The following is a 17,300-nucleotide window of genomic DNA, read 5'->3' as shown; positions in this document are numbered from 1 at the left end:
GACGCCCTTTAGGATCTTGGCCACCGCCAGGGGCTCGACGGGCCCCTCGGCCTTCACCAGGATGCCGCGATCGGCGCCCATGGCGAGCGCAGTGCGGATCGTGTCCGCCGCCTGCGCCGGGCCGACCGAGACCGCCACGATCTCGGCCGCGCCGCCCTTTTCCTTCAGCCGAACCGCCTCTTCCACCGCGATCTCGTCGAACGGGTTCATCGACATCTTCACATTGGCCAGCTCGACGCCCGAACCGTCCGACTTCACTCGGATCTTCACGTTGTAGTCGACCACACGCTTCACGCAGACCAGAATCTTCATGCGGTTCGTTCCCTCGCAGCCGGCTCCATGGTGGGACCTCGACTCGGCAAGGCCCGCCAATGCTTCGTTCTCTTTATGGAGCGCGCGGCCGGGCTTCAAGCCGGCGCGCCGCACCAAACAAGCGAGAAGCTATCTAACTTTTACGTTCACGTCAAAATCTTGACCGGGCGATTCGGGGCGCGCTTCTAGCGATTGGCGCCGGGAACCCAGAGCACGTCGCCACGGCCCTTATCGTTGGCATGGCGCGCCATGACAAAGAGAAGGTCCGACAGGCGGTTGACGTAGCGAATCGCCGCCGAGGACACGCGCTCGCCGGCGACCTCGCCCAGCGCCACCATCAGACGCTCGGCACGCCGGGCCACGGTTCGGGCCATGTGCAGATGCGCCGCAAGCGGCGTACCGGCCGGCAGAACGAAGGAACGCAGCGGCTCAAGCTCAGCATTCAGCCGGTCGATCTCCGCTTCCAAGGCGTCCACCTGCGACTGCACGATGGCCAGCCGCTCGAACGGCAGGGGTTGCCCGGTTTCGGGTGTGGACAGATCGGCGCCGAGGTCGAAGAGGTCGTTCTGAACGCGGGCCAGCAGAGCGTCCACCTCCCCCGCCGCATGGAGCCGGGCGAGGCCTAGAACGGCGTTCAACTCGTCCACCGTGCCATAGCTCTCGACACGGGCATTGGCCTTCGAGCGCCGCTCGCCATTGCCGAGGCCCGTGGTTCCGTCGTCCCCCGTCCTTGTATAGATCCTGTTCAGCCGCACCATGATGCTCGTCCTCGCGTTCCGCCGCCCCTCGTTTCAACTAGGGCGACCAGCCGCATTACCGCAGGGTTCAGCGCGAGAAATACAGGACGGCGACGATCACCGCGACGGCGAGCGCCTGCAGCATGACGCGCATGCGCATGAGCTTCTGCGAGGTGTTGCCCGGCCCGCCGTTCATCATGTTGCGCAGGCCGAGCAGCAGGACGACGGCCACCGACACCATGAGGATCAGGGCCAGAAAGGTGAAGAAGCTGGACATGGTTCGTTCCGCGGCCGGAAGGGCCTTGCCGAGATATAGACCGTGCGACCGGCTGGCGCGAGCGCTTGCGACCTTGAGACCGCTCGAGCCCGTTGAGCCGACCCGGCCGGGTCGTCAAACCGTCTCCGAAACCCTGTCCTTGGTCTCGACCTTGCGCTTGGGCGGCCGCGTCGCCAGCCAGACCCCGGCCGCGGCGACGATCATGCCGAGAAGCTGGATCGGCGTCAGCCGCTCGCCGAACAGGACGAAGGCCATGAAGGCGGTGACGGAGGGCACGAGATAGAAGAGCGAGGCAACGCTCGACACCGAGCCGTTGCGGATCAGGAGAAGCAGGAGCAGCACCGCGCCGATCGACAGGGCGAGCGTCAGCCAGAGGAGCGACAGGACGAGTTCAGCCGTCCAGTCGATGTGCATCGTCTCTGAGGCGAGCGCCGCTACGAGAACCGGCAGGAGGGCGCCGGCATATTGCGCCGCCGCGCCGACGCGAAGATCCAGCCCCGTAACGAACCGCTTCTGCCAGACCGTGCCGAGCGCGATGGCGGCGACGCCGAGGAGCGCAGGCAGGAGCGTCCGTGCCCCGAAGGCAGCGCCCGTGCCGAGCTTGGGCGCGACGACCAGGAAGACGCCGACCAGACCGATCAGGAGGCCGACCTGATGGCGCCGCGTCAGCTTTTCCCCCAGCGCGACGCGCGCGATCACGGCCGTCAGGAAGGGTTGCAGCCCCGCCACCAGCGCGACGATGCCGGCCGGCAGGCCATGGCGCACGGCATAGAACACGCCGCCGAGATAAACGCCGTGAATGAGGCTGCCGGCGAAGGTGGCATGGGCGAGCGGGCGCAGCGGCACGCCGCCGCTCGCCCTCACGAGCACCCAGCCGACCGGCAGCAGCAGGAGAAGCGCCAGCGCGAAGCGAAGCGCCAGGAAGGTGAAGGGCTCGGCATGGGGCATGGCGTAGCGCGCGCCCACGAAGCCGGTGGACCAGAGAAGCACGAAGACGGCGGGAAAGAACGGCACGAGCCGGTTGGTCAGGCCAGTCACGACATCTCCCCCTTCACTCAGGCCACGCCGCGCACTGAGGCTTGGCCCTTGGCCCATCGCCGGCGTTTTCGCAGCGCCAACCTCGGGCGGCCCCGACCGCGCGCTTGAAGGGCGCGGCTGAAGGCGGCCTGCGCGCCCGGCCCCCGCCAAACGCTTTCGTGATCGGCGATAGCAGGTGCTGCGTGCTGGCGGAAGACGGCGCGCGGTCGGCGATCGAAGAGCGGCGCAAGCCTCCTTTGCATGTTCACGCCGCGCCGCGATTGCTATGGAAGGAGTTCCATCGCGCCGACCCCTGCCCTCGTACCCCTTCCCCGCGCCCGTCCCGTCGGAAAGCCGTTCATGAGCCTCGTTCTGTCCATCGTCGCGCCGATCTTCATCCTGATCGGGCTCGGCGCGCTCGTGGCGAAGCTGAAGCTCCTGCCGACGACCACGGGCGAGGCGCTGACGCAGTTCGTCTTTCTGGTCGCGGTTCCCGCGCTGATGTTCCGCACGCTCGCCACCGCCGATTTCGGCGAGGCCAATCCGCTGTTCCTGTGGGCCAGCTATTTCGCCGGCGTCGTGCCCAGCTTCGCGCTCGGCATGGTGGCGGCGCGCCGGCTGGCCGGGGCGGACCGGCGCACGGCGGTGATCTCCGGCGTTTCCGCCTCCTTTTCCAATCTCATCTTCGTCGGCATTCCCGTGGCGGAGCGCGCCTTCGGGCGCGAAGGGCTCGACGTGCTGGCGCTCATCATCTCGATCCACCTGCCGGTGATGATGACGGCCTCGACCCTGCTTCTGGAGCGCGCCGCGCTGGCCGACGCGCGGGCGGGAACGGCGAGCGGTCTTGCAAACGGCTCGGCGCCCGCCGTCTCGCTCCGGCGCACGTTGGGGCAGATCGGGCGCAACCTGTCGCGCAACGCGCTGGTCTACGGCCTCCTCGGTGGCGCGCTCTGGCGTCTCACCGGCCTGCCGCTGACGGGGCCTGTCGGCGAGGTGCTGCGGCTTCTCAGCGTCACGGCCGGCCCCATCGCGCTTTTCGCGGTCGGCTTCTCGCTCCCGCGCTATCCCATTCGTGGCGCGCTCCGCGCCCCGGTGGCGATCACCGCGCTGGCGCTTCTCGTTCAGCCGCTGGCGGTGCTCCTCGTCGGCTCGTTGCTTCTGCCGCCGCTCTGGCTCGCAGTGGCAGTGGTCGCCGCCGCCTCGCCCACCGGCGTGAACGCCTATCTCTTCGCCACCTATTTTCGCGCCGGCGAGGGCCTGTCGGCCGGCGTCATCGTGGTTTCCACCGTGGCGGCGGCGCTGACGCTGACGGGCTGGATCGCCCTCATGACATCGGTTTAAGAGCACCTAACAAAAATCTCGCGGGGTCGGCTGGTCGGTTCTTTCCGCCGGGGACTTCGTCGCGAATGCTCGCCGATGCCGCCGGCATCGACTGCGCTTCGCTCCTCGTCCCCGACGAAAATTCCTCGACCATCCTCCGCCCAGAGATTTTGTTAGGCGCTCTAAGCGGAAAGACCCACCATCCGGCGGATGTCGGCCGGCGTCAGCCCGGCCTCGCCCAGCGCTCGGACGGCGCCGGCATTGCCGCTCTTGGACAGCTTGCGACCGTCCTCGTCCAGGATCAGCTCGTGGTGGTGATAGCGCGGCGCGGGCAGGCCGAGCAGGGCCTGGAGCAGGCGGTGGACGGAGGTAGACGGCAGGAGATCGCAGCCGCGCACCACATCGCTCACACCCTGCAGCGCGTCGTCGACGGTCACGGACAGGTGGTAGCTCGTCGGCAGGTCCTTGCGCGCCAGCACCACGTCGCCCCACAGCGCGGGCTCGGCCAAAACCTCGTCCTCCGCCCCGTTGCCGGTCTCGGTGAAGCTCAAGGGCCCTTCGATGCGCGCCAGCGCCGCCGCCATGTCGAGTCGCCAGGCGAAGGGCTGACTATCAGCGATGCGCGCCCGCCGCTCGGCCGGCGACAGGTAGCGGTCGAGGCCGGGATAAAGCGGCGCGCCATCGGGGTCGCGCGGCCAGGGCGCGCCCTCCCGCTCCTCGTGCAAGGCGGCGAAGGCCTTCACCTCGCCCCGCGTCATGAAGGCGGGATAAACCAACCCCGCCTCGCGAAACCCAGAGAGCGCGGCGTCGTAATCGGCGAAATGCGCGCTCTGCCGGCGCGGCGGCGCGTCGGGCGAAAGGCCCAGCCATTCGAGATCGGCCAAGAGCCGCGCCTCCAGCGCCGGCGTGCAGCGGGCGCGGTCGATATCCTCCAGCCGCACGAGGAAGCGCCCGCCCACGGCGCGCGCCAGATCGTGGTTGAGAAAGGCGGAATAGGCATGGCCGAGATGCAGGAGCCCATTGGGGCTTGGGGCAAACCGGAAGATGCGCGGGGCGGACAGCGGGTTCATGGGCTCCTATCTAGAGGCGCACGAGCCGGGACGGGAGCCGGGCGGTGATTCGCGGCAAGGCGATTCGCATGACGGAGGGAACCATCGACACGATGGAAAAAGGGGCGATCCGAACCGAGGCCGACATCGCGCGGGCGCTGGTCGCCCTCATGGAGGCCGATCCGCGCCTTGGGCCCGTGCTGGCACGGGCGGGCGAGGTGCCGCTGCGCCGGAGCGCCGGGGGCTTGCGCGGCCTTCTCGGCACCATCGTCGCTCAGCAGGTCTCGCGGGCGAGCGCCGACGCCATCTTCGCGCGCTTCGCGCAGGAGGTCGATCTCGACGACGCGAGTGCGCTCAACGCCGCGCCGGACGAGGCGCTGCGCCGCGCCGGCCTGTCCCGCCCCAAGATGCGCACCGTGCGCGCCATTGCCGAGGCGGTATCCAGCGGCTCCTTGGATTTCAACAGGTTGCAAAGGCTCGACGCGGCGGGCGCCATTGCCGAGATGACGGCCGTCCACGGCATCGGCCGCTGGACGGCGGAATGCCATCTCCTTTTCGCGCTCGGCCATCCCGACGTGTTTCCGGCCGGCGACCTCGCACTCCAAATCGCCGTGGCTCATGCGCTGGATCTTCCCGAACGACCGAAGGAAAAGCCGCTGGCGGCCATCGCCGCCCTTTGGTCGCCGCACCGCGCCACGGCCGCGCGGCTGTTCTGGAGCTATTACCACGCGCTGACGCGGCGAGACGCCGCACCGGTCGAACCCGAGATCGAACCCCGCCCGGGGGCGACCAATTGTGCATGAAAGGGGCTAACCCCTTCCAAGGCTTCACAAAGGCGACATGTTGGAGCACGATAGTGCAGACGCATTAGAAACGAGCATGAGCATACGGTTCGCAGGGCCGGCTGCCGTTCTTGCGATACCGCTGCCTTGCGTGAAGGAGAGTATCCTTGACGATCGCAGTGCCGTCCAACTTGTCTCCCGCGCTCGTCCTGAACGCGGACTTTCGGCCGTTGAGCTACTATCCTCTGTCGCTCTGGTCCTGGCAGGATGCCATCAAGGCCGTATTCCTCGACCGCGTGACCATTCTCGCGGAGTATGATCGCGCGGTCCATTCGCCAACCTTCTCCATGCGCCTGCCCTCGGTGGTCTGCCTCAAGACCTATGTGAAGCCGGCGCGCCATCCCGCCTTCACACGCTTCAACGTCTTCCTGCGCGATCGCTTCCAGTGCCAGTATTGCGGCTCGCCGCACGAGCTCACCTTCGACCACGTCATTCCGCGTTCGCGCGGCGGCCTCACCACCTGGGAAAACGTCGTCACCGCCTGCTCGCCCTGCAACCTGAAGAAGGGCGGCCATATGCCGAAGGACGCCGGGATGCATCCGCATCAGGTGCCCTACCAGCCGACCGTGCACGACCTGCACAACAATGGCCGGCTGTTTCCGCCCAACTTCCTGCATGAAAGCTGGCTCGACTATCTCTACTGGGATTCCGAACTCGACCCGGAATAGACCTCGCCCGATCCTCCTCTCAGTTCGTTTCGAACCGATCGCCGCGCGCGAAGGCGCCGCGAAGGGCCACGGTCGCCAGGATCGTGGAAAGGATGGCGTTCCATCCGGCGAGCGACAGGCCGAGAATGCGCAGGGCCGCCTCCGTGCAAGAGGGCGGGTGCACCGCGTCCAGTGACTGAAGCAGATCGCCCGACAGATCGGCGCCCCCCACCGCCGCGCAGTCCGCCGGCCCGGCCCAGAACTGCCACTCGACGCCGGCATGGTAGAGCCCCAGCGCAAGGCTCCACAGCATCAACAGCCCGACCAGCAGGAGCAGCCCGCGCGTGAGCGCGGCCGGAGCGCGCAGCCGCGCCGCCATAAGCGCCGCGAGGGCCACGGGAATCCCGATATAATGGGGCGTGCGCTGCTCCAGGCAGAGCGCGCAGGGGATATAGCCGCCGACATGCTGGAACAGAAGCGCGCCGCCGACCGTCGCCGCCATGCCGAGCGCGGCGAGACCGGCGCTCAAGGTCTGGCGAAAGCCGGTGGGCCGACGAAGAGAAAAGGACACGTCGCTGGCCATGGCCCGCCTCGCTGATTCCGGGCCCTCGCCCGCTCGCGCGTTGTCATAAGGGCTCCGGCGCGGCCGGGCAATTCACGCCGCTCCGTCTCAGAGGCTGTTTGGAAACTCGGCGGCGGAGGGCCGGCGAGGGATTTTTGGGTGTCGCGAGGTGCCAACCGCAGTCGATGCGAGGGCGCATCGGCGAGGATCGGCAACGAAGTGATGGCGAAAAAGACCCGTTGGACCGACCCGACCGAGTTTCCAAACAGGCTCTCGGCGACCGACCGGCGCTTTCGCTCGCGGGCCGCAAAGGAGATTGGCAAGCGCCGGGCAAATGGGCTATAGGCATTCCCGGCCCGACGACGCTTCGCTCGGCGCTCACAACGTTCGTGCGGGCGTGGTGGAATTGGTAGACGCGCCGGACTCAAAATCCGGTTCCGCAAGGAGTGTCGGTTCGACCCCGACCGCCCGCACCATCGCTTTCGCGATCTTCTCTCCGATCACACACCGTCAGGGTTCGCTCGAAGCGCTTCGCGAGATCGCTTTCTGCCGACCCAAAGGCCCGAACAAGCGCTTACCTCACCCCTGCCGTGGGCCGCCGGCGGATTCCCAGCCGCCGGCTATTTCGTTCCGCCAGATCAGACCACGGTTCCCAGCGTCTCGTCGGCATCCGCGTCCGGGTCCTCGTCGGAGGGCGTGACGTCCTCGTCGCGGGTCAGGCCGGCGCCCGGCGCGTCGTCTTCGGGGTGCAGCACAGGCTCCGCGTTTCCGGCATTCTCGCTGGACGGGTCGAGCGGCTGGCGGCCGATATCGCCGATGCCGCCGCCGGTGGAGGCGTCGTCGAGCGGAGGGGTGCGGGTGTTCGACATGCGAAATCTCCTCGTGGGTTCACAAGGATGAAGTCGCCGACGCCACGCCCGTTCCCCGCCCCGGCCTCCCTGCGACAGTGCGCGCCCTTATGAGCCCCGAGAGCATCTCGCCCGGCCGCGCAAGCTCCAGGCAAGCGAACGGGCGGCATGTGCCCGCCCCGACCCTCCGGCATCGCGCTCGCTCTCGCGCCTGCCGCCCCGATGCTGGAACCGTGCCCATGTCGCGCCGCCTATCCCTCGTTCTCGTCCTCGCGGCGCTCGTGCTCGGCGTCGGCTATTACACCTATCGCTGGTTCACGCCCGACAGCGCGGCCGACCTCGCGCGCGTCGGCCAGTGCGAACGCTATCGCGAGGCGATGAGCCGGCTTGAGGCTGGGCTGGAAAGCGACCTGCAGGCCGACCCGAACGAGATCCAGATGGTTCTGGACGAGTGCCAGCGGCAGGGCCACTGAGCTTAGCCGGCGAAGCTCCCGGCGGCCGGACTATTCGGCCGCCGAGCGGAAGCCCTCGACGCCGCGATGGTCGGGATTGAGTTCGGCCAGTGCCGCCTTGGCGGCCTCGCCGGGATGCTCGGTGTCGATATAGACCGCGCGCCCGTCCAGCGCCTTATTGACGAGGATGATCGTGTCGAGCACCTCGGTGAAGGTGGCGCGCTTGTCCTCCGGGCCGGCGATCAGGACCTGGAGCCCGAGATCGCGGAAGAAGCGCAGGAGCGCCTGCGTGTTCGGCACGTCGAGCTTGTTGAAGGCCTCGTCGAACAGGGCGAGGCCCATGCCGACCGGACGCCCCGCGATATGGCCGGGGAAATAGGCCAGCGCCAGCGAGGCGGCGATCGCGACATAGAAGGGCACCTGCGCCTCGCCGCCCGAGCCTTTCAGCGCACGGGAGGAGAGCGTCGTGCGCCCGCCGTTCGCGTCCGTCATCACGATCTCGAACGTGTAGTATTGGCGATAGTCGGCCAGCAGCGCGGCGTCTTCGCCGCCCTCGATCATCGCCTCCACCTCGTCCATCGAGGTCTCGAAGATCTCGTCGGTCAGCTCCCCTTCCCCCGCTTTCAGGGCGAGGTCGTGCATCCTCTGGAATTTGCCGTTGACGGCGAAGGTGAAGGCATAGGTCTGGCCAGTGAAGCGATGGCGCTTCAGGAGCCGGTTGATGCCCTCCAGCCGGTAGGTCACCTTGCCCAGCTTGTCGGACAGGCGCGTCAGCAAGTCCTCGCGCAGGATGCGGCGCATCTCCTCGCCCGCCTTGGCGCAGGAGTCGCGATAGCCGCGCAGTTCGTTGGTTTCCAAACGCTCCGCTTCGGCGAAGACGAAGCGGCAGCCCGCCGCCATGCCGTCCGCGTCGATCGGCGGAACGGAGACGCGCCAGGTCGCGGCATAGTCGGCGAGATCGCGCAGCGCCGACAATTGCTCGCGCCGCGCCGCCGCAGAAGCCTCCTCCGCCCCCGTGCGCGCCTCGTTGCGCAGCGCCGCCAGCCAGGACATGACGTCTGCGCGCTTGGCCTCGCCTGCCTTCACCTCGTCGCGCAAAGCCCCGCAGAAGGCGGGGGCCGTCTGACCGCCGCCTTCGCGGTCGATCGCCAGCAATTCACGATTGGTCTCGGCGTCGAGCAGCGCGAAGGTCCGGCGGCGCTGCGTGACGGCCACGCGGAACTGGCCGCGCGCCATGTCGAGCTTGGCCCGCGCGGTCGCCACCATCTGCTGCAGCGCCTGGACGCGCGGCTCCACCTCCTCGCGCAGCTCCTTGGCATGGGCGTCGCGCTCGGCGCGAATGTCGGCGAGCTCAGCGCGCAGCCCCTTGGCGTCGCTCTCCTCGACCAGGGCTCGGTCGCGGGACAGCGTTTCGCGCCGGCGCGCGGCCGTTCCCAGGCGGTGTTCGAGATCGAAGGGGCCGGACTCGGCGCGCAGCGTGTCGAGAAGCGGCCCGAGCAGGCGGCCGGCATCGCGCACGGTGCGCAGCCGGTCCCGCGCCTCGGTCAGCCGGGCGCGCAGCGCGATCGCCTCGGCTTTCAGATCCGTGAGATCGCCCCCGCCGCCGCCGCGCCCGAACAGAAGCTCGCGCAGATCGCGCTGCACCGACAGGCCCATGCCAGACGAGGTCTTGCCGTTGCGCATGACGCCGCGATCGAGCCGGTCAAGCTCGGCATCCGTCTCGGCCTTGCGGAAGGCGCCAATGCGCACGGCGAGAAAGGCCTTGGCATGCTCGTCCGCGGTGCGCAGCGCCTCGACGATGCTGCCCGCCGGCACATGGGCGTTGGTGGAGCGCGTCGCCGAGGTCTTCACCAGCGTGCAGCCGGAGAACGTGTTGCGGTCGCTCCACATGAGATCGAAGGCCCGCTGCAGGAGCGGCGGCTGGACGATGATCGCCTCGCGCCCGCGCCCGAGCAGCGCCTCGGCGGCATATTGCCAGCTGGGGTCGACCACCTCCACCACATCGCAGAGCGGCATGGCGGGAATGCCGTCGCTCTGGAGGGCCGAGAGAAGCTTCGTCGCCTCGCGCGAAAGGAGCGCGCCCTGCGGGCGCTGCAAGCCGCCCTCGACCCGCTCCAGCCGCTCCTGCAGGCGGCGCGTTTCGTCGAGCAGCGCGTCGGCCTTGGCATCCAGTTCGTGCTGCCAGCTCTCGGCGCGCGTCGCCTCCTCCACCAGCGCCTGCAGGCGCTCGCCGCGCCCGCGCAGCGCCTCGCCGGGGGGAAGCTCGGCCGGCACCAGGGCCAGCGCCTGGCGCGCGGCGTCGCTGGCGCGCGGATCGCTCGGCTTGAGTGCGTCGTGAAGGCGAACGAGATGGGCCAGCGCCTCGCGCAGGCGCGTCCATTGCTTCTCGGCCTCGGCGAGGTCGCGCGCGGCGAGCTTGTCCTCGGCGTCGATCTGGCGAAGCTGCGCCTCGCCACCGGCGGCGCCCAGCAGCGCCTCCTTGGAGCGGATCTCCTCGTCCCAGCCCCGAATCCAGTCGCGCCGGCTGTCGAGCACGCCGCGCTCCAGCCGCAACTCGCCCTCACGCGCGTCGAGAACGGCGCGGGAGGCCTTGAGTTCGTGGGCCAGACGGCGCGATTCCAGCGCGGCGGCGCGCCAGCGCTGCCGGTCGGCGGACAGCCGCGCCCCGGCCCAGAGGCGGAACCGGTCGGCAATGCGCAGCGCATGCTTGTGCCGCGCCTCGACATCGGCGATCAGCCGCTCCAGCTCGCGCCAGGTCGAGATCGAGGTGCGCACCCGCTCGACATCGAGCGGATCGGGCTCCAGCACGAAATCGCGCACGAAGAGCGTCGGGTCGAAGATCGGCTTGAAGGCGAGCGCGTTGGAAAAGGCGCGCAGGAAATGCTTGGGGTTGGGCACCGCCGCGCCGCCGCGCATCAGGCCCAGCATATGGGCGGTGAACTTCTCCGCCGAGTTGCGGAACTCCTCCATGCCGGGATGCTCGGCACGAAGGGCCGAGGCGATCTCGCTCCAGGGCGCGACGGTGGTGACGCCCTTCACGCGCCGGCGCACATGCGCCACCGAGAAGGCATGGCCCGGGATGACGAAGCGCGACAGGACCTCTTCGCGCGAGTCGCCATGGCGGGCCGAAAGCGCGACGCCGACCGTGATCGGCTCTTCCGTGTAGTAGTTGCGGAAGGTCAGCGCGAGGATCGTCTCGCAGGAGGCGCGCAGCGGCTTGCCGTCCTCGGCCGGATCGCCCGTCATGCCGAGGCAATATTCCAACACGCTGCGCGAGGAGCGGCCGGAGGCGCTGGCGTTGAGGTTCAGCCGGTTCTGGTTGACGCCGGTGATGACGGACTGGATCGCGTCCTGGATCGAGGACTTGCCGGCCCCTGTCGGGCCGATCAAGGCCGCCTCGCCCCGAATCTCGATGTCCTTGGCGTCGATCAGATACCAGTTGATGAGGGAGATGCGCGACAGGCTATACATCGTCCTCGCCCTCCGTCTTGGTTTCGTTCGCCGGCTCGTCGCCGGCCGGCTCATTCGCGTCGTCGATTACGGCTTCAGCGCCCTCGTCTCCCGCCGCCGAGCTCGTTCCGGGGGGCGCCTCCACCGCCCAGAGCAGGAGATCCCGGACATAGGAGTCGGGCACCAGGATGGCGATGCCGGGCAGGATCGCCAGCGTCGAGACGCGGCGCGTCCGGTCCCGCTCGCCGAGCCGCAGCGCGCCGTGGCGGGCGAACATGCGCAGGATGTCGAGGAGCCGGGTTTCCTCGGGCGGCGGTGTCTGCGTCACCGCGACGAGCCGGTCCACCAGATCGTCGGTGTTGGTCTCCACCACGCCGCCGTCGCCGACCTCGTGCGCCCTGAGGGCTTCCTCCCAAAGGAGGCGCAGCGCCAGGAGCACCAGCGTCTCGTCCTTGCGCAGCCGCTCGAACACGCCGTCGTAGCGCGCCTCGTCGGCGGGAACGGTGAGCGCCACCATCTGGTCGCGCGGCGAGACCACCAAGCGGTAGCCCAGCGAGCCGAAATAGCGCTCGAAGAAGGTGGGATAGGCGCGCACCATGTCGTAGGTGCGCCCGATGCCGGGCGTGTGGGAATAAACGCACTGGCGCGTGATGAGGACCTGCAGCGCGCGGGTCAATTCCTCGCCGGTCGGGCGGCGGCCGGCCATGTGGCCGCCGGCCCATTCGCCGTCCACGATGTCGCGGAACTCGTCGATCTCACGCTGCATTCTGGCTCGCCTTCGATGTCTCCGCGAGCGTGCGGCGGCGGATCAGGAAGTCCTGGCAGGAGATCCAGTCGTTGGCGCAGCGATCGGTCAGGAGCACGATCTCGTAGGAGCGCGCCAGGGCGCCGTTGAAGATCGAGGGAATCTCGCGCAGCCGCTGGAAAGCGACGAAATCGTCGACGCTTTCGATCGGCATGTCGCGCCCGCGCATCTCCGGCCGCGAGGCCAGCGCGCGCTCGACATAGGAGGAAAGGCGCTCGGGCGTCACGCGCGTGCGCCGGACATATTCCTCCTTCGCCTTGGCGTAGCGCAGCGCGGCCGGGTCCGGCGCGCGCTCGGTGAGGACTGTGCGGATGATGGCCGGCTTGTCGCGGCGCGGCGCGGGAATGTGCACGGGGCCAAGCGGCAGGATGCGCGGCAGAAGCGCGATGCCGACGGGGATTTCGTCGCCCTTGGCAGCGGCCACGGCCTTCATCGCGTCCACCAGCCCGACTTCGGAGCGGTGCTGAATGCGGTCCATGTAGCGCGCCGTGTTGGCGATGCGCCGCTCGATGCGCGAGACGGTGGCGTCGATGCCGGCCAGATGCTCCTCGGCTGCCTCGAACACGGAGGCGATCGTGGCGAGTTCCTCGCGCACGCGCGCGGCGCCAGCCTCGACGTTCAGTGCCCGCCCTTCCCGCGCATAGGCCGCGCCGAGCGCGGCGACCATCTCGGCACTGGCGCTCATGTCGGCGGCCTGCCGCAGGATGCCGCCTCGGAAGCGGAACGGATTGTCGCGCGTGTGCAGCGTCTTGAAGTCGCGAATGAGATGGCGTTCCACGAAGCTTTCGAAGAAATGGCGGAACACCTCGCGCAGCGAAGGCTGGCGCAGGATGCGCTCTTCGGCCTGGCGCAGCGAGACCGAGACCGTGCGCATATGCGCCATGAACTCGCTCGCCCCGCGCAGCGCGTTGCGCAGGTTTTCCGATCGCTCGGCCGGGTCCGCCGCCGCGCTTTCCAGCGCGCTGAGAACGCTGAGCACCGCGCCGCCGTAGCTCACCGTCTCGCCGCGCTCGATGTCGGAGAGAAGATGCAGGAGCCCGCTCGCCTCGGGGTCGAGATCGACCAGCTTGAGATAGCGCTCGCGATATTCAACCAGCCAGCCGGTTTCCACCAACCGCTCGTAGGCGGTGCGGGCGCGCTCCTCGGCCTTGGTGTTCGGCCCTTCGTCCTCCAGCGCGGCGTCCTCGGGCGCGCGGCGCGACAGGAAGGCGTCGATCTCGGCGATCACCTCGGCCCGGCGCGGCACCGAGGCGGACAGGGTGAAGGTGCGGTGATGGAGATGCAGCAGCAGGTCGGCATAAAGCCGGCGCGACGACGACGCCAAGGGCTTGAACAGGTCGGGCGGCAGGACGTCGAAAAGCGGCATTCGAACCTTGGTCGTGCGAAGCTCGGGCGTGCGAACCTTGGGCGTGGGGCGGGTCACCGCGGTCGGCTCGGGCGCGGGCGGCCGCGCCTTCATACCAGACACGGCGCGGCGATCAACCGCCGGCCGAAACCGAGGCACCGCGTCGAAGGGAGATTTCCTCGGTTTTTCATCAGCTTCGCGCCTTTCGCCACCGGCTTTCGGAGGCCCACGCGGGCGGAAACGAAGAGCTTCGGGTTCAGCCGCCAACCCGCGACCTCCGGTGGCAGACCGGTCGGCGTGCCGGCCCCGCCCCAACTCAACCAATGCGCGTTTTCCTCAATACCATAAGCCAGACGTACAATCGCCGATTTCACTTAGGCTAGAACTGAGGAATTTGGGTATGAACCAGTGCGACAGACCGCCTCACCCCTTTGAGATCGCAGCACTTTATCTCGCGCGCGATGCAAATGTGGGAACTCGAGGATCGGGCCCGGGGTAAGCTTAACTGCTCGTTTATCATAACTATAAGTTGGAATCGACGCTCGCGCCGTGTCGGCATACTCTGAATTTATCAACTCAAGGTCGCGCCTCTCACGGCAGGTTTCCCATGAAACGTGTTCTCCGACACGGCTCTTTTCGCGTGCCCGAAAGGTGCCTCCACCACTTTCTCCGCTCGCGCTCGGGCAGCAACTCGGTCGAGTTCGCGATCCTGGCGCCGATCCTGTGCCTGCTCCTGCTCGGCGCGGTGTCGGTCGGCCTGTTCGTCGGCACCGCGCATTCGCTGGCGCAGATCGCGGCCGACGTGTCGCGCTATGCGATGGTCGGCGACACGGCGGAGACACGGCGTCAGATGGCCGAGACATGGCTGCGCACCACGGGCCAGGACTATCCGCTGGTGGATGCCAAGCGTATGAGCGTGGTGGTGGTGGAGCAGTCGGACCTGCTTCGCGTGACGATCTCCTACGACATGACCAATCTGCCGATCCCCGATCTCGTTCGGCAGTCCATGCCGGTGCCCGCCTCGCTGGTGCGCACGGCCTCGGTGGTGATCCCATGAGAGGCCGCCGGCTTCTCCGGCGCTTCGGCGAAAACCGGTCCGGCAACATCGCGCTGACCTTCTGCATCGCGCTTCCCGTGATGATCGGCGCGACGACCTTCGCCACGGACATGGGCAATCTCTACCTGCAACGGCGCAGCCTTCAGGGCACGGCGGACGCCGCCGCGCTCGCCGCCGCCGGCCAGCCCAGCAAGGGCCAGGCCCTCGTGCGCCGGATTCTGGACGAGAACGGCCACAAGGCAGCAAGCTTCGCCTTGAGCTTCGGCGCGTACAAGGTCGACGCCTCGGGCGCGCGGCGCTTCACGCCGCAGGCGGACGGGCCGATCGCGCGTGTCGAGGCGGCGAGCGACATCGAGCTTCATTTCGCCGGGATTTTCGGCCTGACGAAGCAGAGCGTGGCCGCGAAGTCGGATGCCGCGCGCATGCCGGTCGTCTCCCTGTCGGCGGGCAGCCGCCTCGCCGCGGCAGAGCCGACCGTCCTGAACCCGCTTTTCGAGAAGCTTCTCGGCTTCAAGGTCGATCTGAAGGTCGCGGACTACAACGCGCTTCTCACCTCCAGCCTGCCGCTGAAGCCGCTTCTGTCCGCCCTGGCGCAGACGATGGGCGAGTCGCCGGTCGATGCGATCCTGGGCAATGTCCTGACCAAGCCGCTGAAGATTTCGGTGGTTCTCGATCTCTTGTCCCGGCAGATGGACGCGAAGGGCGACAGCCCGGCCGGCGCGGCGCTACGAAAGATGGCGCTTCAGCTGAAATCCTCATCCGCCACCGTGACGCTCAGTGAGGCGCTGGCGCTCGACCCGGCCTTGCTCCAAAGCAGCCTCGGCCACGCCTCGGCGCGGCTGGCCTCCTCGATCTCTGTGCTCGGGCTCGTCGACGCGCTTCTCGGCCAGAACCGGGTGGACGCGACGATCAAGGCGGACGTTGGGGTGCCCGGCCTCGCGTCGCAGAAGGTGGAGCTCATGATCGGCGAGGCCCTGAAGAAGACCCGCAGCATGGCGGTGTCGGACGGGCTGCCGAAGATCGCGACCGATCAGATACGAATGCGGCTGACCACTCAGGTGGGCCTCCTGGGCCTGGGAGAGGTGAAACTGCCGCTCGAACTGGTGGTGGCCGGGGGAACCGCCGAGGTCGTGTCCGTCACCTGCTCCGACAAGGCGTGGGAGCGCGAGGTGAAGGTCGCCATCCGTCCCGGGCTCGCGCGCCTGTCGCTCGGCGACACCGATCGCAGGCCGCTGGCGCAAGCGCATGTGAACGACCGCCTGTCGCCGGTGATGATCGCGAGCCTCTTGGGGGTCGAGGGCGTTGCGAACGCGGTGATCGCTGCCACGCCCAAGACGGTGACGTTTCGCGGCAATGAGATCGGCAGCGGCGCCACCAAGAGCGTCGACACCAAGAGCCTCGTGTCCGGACTCTTTTCGACCGTCCTCAAGGAAACCGATTTCAAGATGCTGGGGCTCTCGGCAGGCCCGATCCTTGCCACGGTCGAGCCCCTTCTCATGACCCTTGCCAAGCCGATCGACGAGATCCTGAACTCAGTGCTGGCCACGGCGGGCGTGCGCGTGGGGGAACTCGACGTCCGGGTGGACGACCTTGCCTGCCAACAGGCGCGGATCGTCGGCTAGAGCAGTCACGCCCGATGAGCGACGCTACGCGAGCACGCATGGCACGGCCGCATCTCGAAGCCTCTTACCCTCCGCGGGTCTCGGCCGTCAGCTCTCGACCGGCTTGGACACGTCTCCCGACTGGTCCCGCAGCTCCAGCGCCCGCAGCAGGGCGGCGAGGTGATGGCGCAGATCCGGGTCGGGAATGCGCGTCAGAACCGCCCGCATCGAGGGATCGCCTTCCCAAGCCGAGTCGGACGGCCCGACCCCTGGAAGCCCCTCGAAAAAGGCGCAAGGGTCGATCCCGAAAAACTCCGCCAATCGGTACAGCGTGCTCGCGGAGACGCGATTGCTTCCCGATTCGTACTTTCGGATCTGTTGGTAGGTGACGCCCAGTCCTTGGCCGACGGCCTGGAGCGACAGATTTCTCTGGAGACGAAAGGCTCGCAGGCGGGCGCCAATGTGCTGGTCCACGGGATCAAGAGACACGATGGGTTCTTCTTGCGCAGGCAATCTCTGGTTCATGAAATTTAGCTAGCGCAGGAAACCAGTAGTGCGCAACACAAGAAAAACTCAGCCCAAGCGAAAAATCCAAACAATGCACCTTAAAATCTAGATTTTCCTCAACCTTAGATTGAAAAAAATAAGCGATATTTATGATAAGGTAGGCATGATCTCGCTTTGTATGCTCAGTTTATCTTGAACCGGAAATCTTAGTCTTACAAGCTGTCGACAATCATGAGATACGAACCTCATTCATCTTAGACCAAGCTTTCAATCACCATACGAGGACATGGCTATCTTTTGGATACTCGCAATATCCAAATGCTGCTCGTCGATCACTCAACCGCTGGTTGGTAACGCTTTATTAGCCGTCCTAGCTATCTTTTGTCTGACTTTTGGTCGTGGCGAATTCATGGCGGGCTCGCGGCCGCCGCCGGGAGGGCGAGGCGCGCTTCCAGACCGCCTTCTCCGGCCC

17 protein-coding genes and 1 tRNA gene are annotated in these 17,300 nt (G+C 67.7%); 7 read left to right on the top strand and 11 right to left on the bottom strand.

All coding sequences use genetic code 11. The features are described 5' to 3' along the window. The 4 genes from AUL32_RS06655 to AUL32_RS06640 form a co-directional block, all read right to left on the bottom strand. The coding region (locus AUL32_RS06655) for an electron transfer flavoprotein subunit beta/FixA family protein (protein WP_441294105.1) at positions 1 to 312 on the bottom strand (312 nt) is incomplete at its 3' end. 185 nt (positions 313 to 497) lie between these two features. Further along, entirely contained in the window at positions 498 to 1,070 is a 573-nt protein-coding gene (locus AUL32_RS06650; RefSeq protein ID WP_061977242.1) for a cob(I)yrinic acid a,c-diamide adenosyltransferase, read from the bottom strand. A gap of 67 nt (positions 1,071 to 1,137) precedes the next feature. Beyond that, positions 1,138 to 1,326 (bottom strand): twin transmembrane helix small protein, encoded by a 189-nt coding sequence (locus tag AUL32_RS06645; protein ID WP_061977244.1) that lies wholly within the window; start codon positions 1,324 to 1,326, stop codon positions 1,138 to 1,140. Between the two features lie 114 nt (positions 1,327 to 1,440). Beyond that, positions 1,441 to 2,364: a DMT family transporter gene (locus AUL32_RS06640; protein WP_062112916.1), complete on the bottom strand. Its 924-nt coding sequence runs from the start codon at positions 2,362 to 2,364 to the stop codon at positions 1,441 to 1,443. Between the two features lie 339 nt (positions 2,365 to 2,703). Here AUL32_RS06640 and AUL32_RS06635 point away from each other — a divergent pair, with 339 nt between their 5' ends. Next, positions 2,704 to 3,684 (top strand): AEC family transporter, encoded by a 981-nt coding sequence (locus AUL32_RS06635; protein ID WP_062112913.1) that lies wholly within the window; start codon positions 2,704 to 2,706, stop codon positions 3,682 to 3,684. A gap of 161 nt (positions 3,685 to 3,845) precedes the next feature. Here the strand turns inward: AUL32_RS06635 and gluQRS are convergent, their stop codons facing one another. Then, positions 3,846 to 4,733 carry a tRNA glutamyl-Q(34) synthetase GluQRS gene (gluQRS, locus tag AUL32_RS06630; protein ID WP_062112910.1) on the bottom strand — a complete coding sequence of 296 codons (888 nt, stop codon included), beginning with the start codon at positions 4,731 to 4,733 and terminating at the stop codon, positions 3,846 to 3,848. Positions 4,734 to 4,801: 68 nt separating this feature from the next. On the opposite strand from gluQRS, the gene AUL32_RS06625 reads away from it, so the two are divergent. After that, the gene (locus tag AUL32_RS06625; protein ID WP_306302887.1) at positions 4,802 to 5,515 is read left to right on the top strand and encodes a DNA-3-methyladenine glycosylase family protein; all 714 of its coding nucleotides are present in this window, start codon (positions 4,802 to 4,804) and stop codon (positions 5,513 to 5,515) included. Between the two features lie 146 nt (positions 5,516 to 5,661). Continuing rightward, the gene (locus AUL32_RS06620) at positions 5,662 to 6,222 is read left to right on the top strand and encodes an HNH endonuclease (RefSeq protein WP_061977251.1); all 561 of its coding nucleotides are present in this window, start codon (positions 5,662 to 5,664) and stop codon (positions 6,220 to 6,222) included. Positions 6,223 to 6,241: 19 nt separating this feature from the next. On the opposite strand, the gene AUL32_RS06615 is transcribed toward AUL32_RS06620, so the two are convergent. After that, the gene (locus AUL32_RS06615; protein WP_156421349.1) at positions 6,242 to 6,784 is read right to left on the bottom strand and encodes a disulfide bond formation protein B; all 543 of its coding nucleotides are present in this window, start codon (positions 6,782 to 6,784) and stop codon (positions 6,242 to 6,244) included. A gap of 370 nt (positions 6,785 to 7,154) precedes the next feature. Between AUL32_RS06615 and AUL32_RS06610 the strand changes: the two genes are divergently transcribed. Beyond that, positions 7,155 to 7,239 (top strand) — tRNA-Leu (locus tag AUL32_RS06610). 162 nt (positions 7,240 to 7,401) lie between these two features. On the opposite strand, the gene AUL32_RS06605 is transcribed toward AUL32_RS06610, so the two are convergent. Then, positions 7,402 to 7,632, bottom strand: coding sequence for a hypothetical protein (locus AUL32_RS06605; protein ID WP_062112907.1), 231 nt, complete (start codon positions 7,630 to 7,632; stop codon positions 7,402 to 7,404). Between the two features lie 218 nt (positions 7,633 to 7,850). Here AUL32_RS06605 and AUL32_RS06600 point away from each other — a divergent pair, with 218 nt between their 5' ends. After that, positions 7,851 to 8,084 (top strand): hypothetical protein, encoded by a 234-nt coding sequence (locus AUL32_RS06600; protein WP_061977257.1) that lies wholly within the window; start codon positions 7,851 to 7,853, stop codon positions 8,082 to 8,084. A gap of 30 nt (positions 8,085 to 8,114) precedes the next feature. Here AUL32_RS06600 and AUL32_RS06595 read toward each other — a convergent pair whose 3' ends face one another. The 3 genes from AUL32_RS06595 to AUL32_RS06585 are packed head-to-tail and all read right to left on the bottom strand — an operon-like array spanning position 8,115 to position 13,741. Continuing rightward, entirely contained in the window at positions 8,115 to 11,534 is a 3,420-nt protein-coding gene (locus tag AUL32_RS06595; protein WP_062112904.1) for an SbcC/MukB-like Walker B domain-containing protein, read from the bottom strand. Continuing rightward, positions 11,527 to 12,279, bottom strand: a complete 753-nt coding sequence (locus AUL32_RS06590) for a DUF4194 domain-containing protein (protein ID WP_062112901.1) — start codon at positions 12,277 to 12,279, stop codon at positions 11,527 to 11,529. The genes AUL32_RS06595 and AUL32_RS06590 overlap by 8 nt, the downstream gene beginning before the upstream one ends. Next, on the bottom strand, positions 12,269 to 13,741 hold the full coding sequence (locus AUL32_RS06585; protein WP_156421348.1) for a Wadjet anti-phage system protein JetA family protein: 1,473 nt from the start codon (positions 13,739 to 13,741) through the stop codon (positions 12,269 to 12,271). Before AUL32_RS06585 ends, AUL32_RS06590 begins: the two co-directional genes overlap by 11 nt. 529 nt (positions 13,742 to 14,270) lie before the next feature. Between AUL32_RS06585 and AUL32_RS06580 the strand changes: the two genes are divergently transcribed. Together AUL32_RS06580 and AUL32_RS06575 are read left to right on the top strand one after the other, a co-directional pair. Then, a complete protein-coding gene (locus tag AUL32_RS06580) occupies positions 14,271 to 14,720 on the top strand; it encodes a TadE/TadG family type IV pilus assembly protein (RefSeq protein WP_082639742.1) in 450 nt (149 codons plus the stop codon). Next, entirely contained in the window at positions 14,717 to 16,342 is a 1,626-nt protein-coding gene (locus tag AUL32_RS06575; RefSeq protein WP_062112895.1) for a pilus assembly protein TadG-related protein, read from the top strand. Before AUL32_RS06580 ends, AUL32_RS06575 begins: the two co-directional genes overlap by 4 nt. An 87-nt stretch (positions 16,343 to 16,429) precedes the next feature. On the opposite strand, the gene AUL32_RS06570 is transcribed toward AUL32_RS06575, so the two are convergent. Continuing rightward, the gene (locus AUL32_RS06570) at positions 16,430 to 16,810 is read right to left on the bottom strand and encodes a helix-turn-helix domain-containing protein (protein WP_192847436.1); all 381 of its coding nucleotides are present in this window, start codon (positions 16,808 to 16,810) and stop codon (positions 16,430 to 16,432) included. Positions 16,811 to 17,300: the final 490 nt, after the last annotated feature.

This window comes from Aureimonas sp. AU40, assembly GCF_001463785.1.
Lineage (GTDB): Bacteria > Pseudomonadota > Alphaproteobacteria > Rhizobiales > Rhizobiaceae > Aureimonas.
This window is presented reverse-complemented; position numbering and strand designations above follow the sequence as displayed.

Coding starts and splice junctions, on each gene's coding strand:
- AUL32_RS06650 (WP_061977242.1), bottom strand. CDS start 1,070: ATGGTGCGGCTGAACAGGATCTATACAAGGACGGGGGACGACGGAACC.
- AUL32_RS06645 (WP_061977244.1), bottom strand. CDS start 1,326: ATGTCCAGCTTCTTCACCTTTCTGGCCCTGATCCTCATGGTGTCGGTG.
- AUL32_RS06635 (WP_062112913.1), top strand. CDS start 2,704: ATGAGCCTCGTTCTGTCCATCGTCGCGCCGATCTTCATCCTGATCGGG.
- gluQRS (WP_062112910.1), bottom strand. CDS start 4,733: ATGAACCCGCTGTCCGCCCCGCGCATCTTCCGGTTTGCCCCAAGCCCC.
- AUL32_RS06625 (WP_306302887.1), top strand. CDS start 4,802: ATGACGGAGGGAACCATCGACACGATGGAAAAAGGGGCGATCCGAACC.
- AUL32_RS06615 (WP_156421349.1), bottom strand. CDS start 6,784: ATGGCCAGCGACGTGTCCTTTTCTCTTCGTCGGCCCACCGGCTTTCGC.
- AUL32_RS06605 (WP_062112907.1), bottom strand. CDS start 7,632: ATGTCGAACACCCGCACCCCTCCGCTCGACGACGCCTCCACCGGCGGC.
- AUL32_RS06600 (WP_061977257.1), top strand. CDS start 7,851: ATGTCGCGCCGCCTATCCCTCGTTCTCGTCCTCGCGGCGCTCGTGCTC.
- AUL32_RS06595 (WP_062112904.1), bottom strand. CDS start 11,534: ATGTATAGCCTGTCGCGCATCTCCCTCATCAACTGGTATCTGATCGAC.
- AUL32_RS06590 (WP_062112901.1), bottom strand. CDS start 12,279: ATGCAGCGTGAGATCGACGAGTTCCGCGACATCGTGGACGGCGAATGG.
- AUL32_RS06580 (WP_082639742.1), top strand. CDS start 14,271: ATGAAACGTGTTCTCCGACACGGCTCTTTTCGCGTGCCCGAAAGGTGC.
- AUL32_RS06575 (WP_062112895.1), top strand. CDS start 14,717: ATGAGAGGCCGCCGGCTTCTCCGGCGCTTCGGCGAAAACCGGTCCGGC.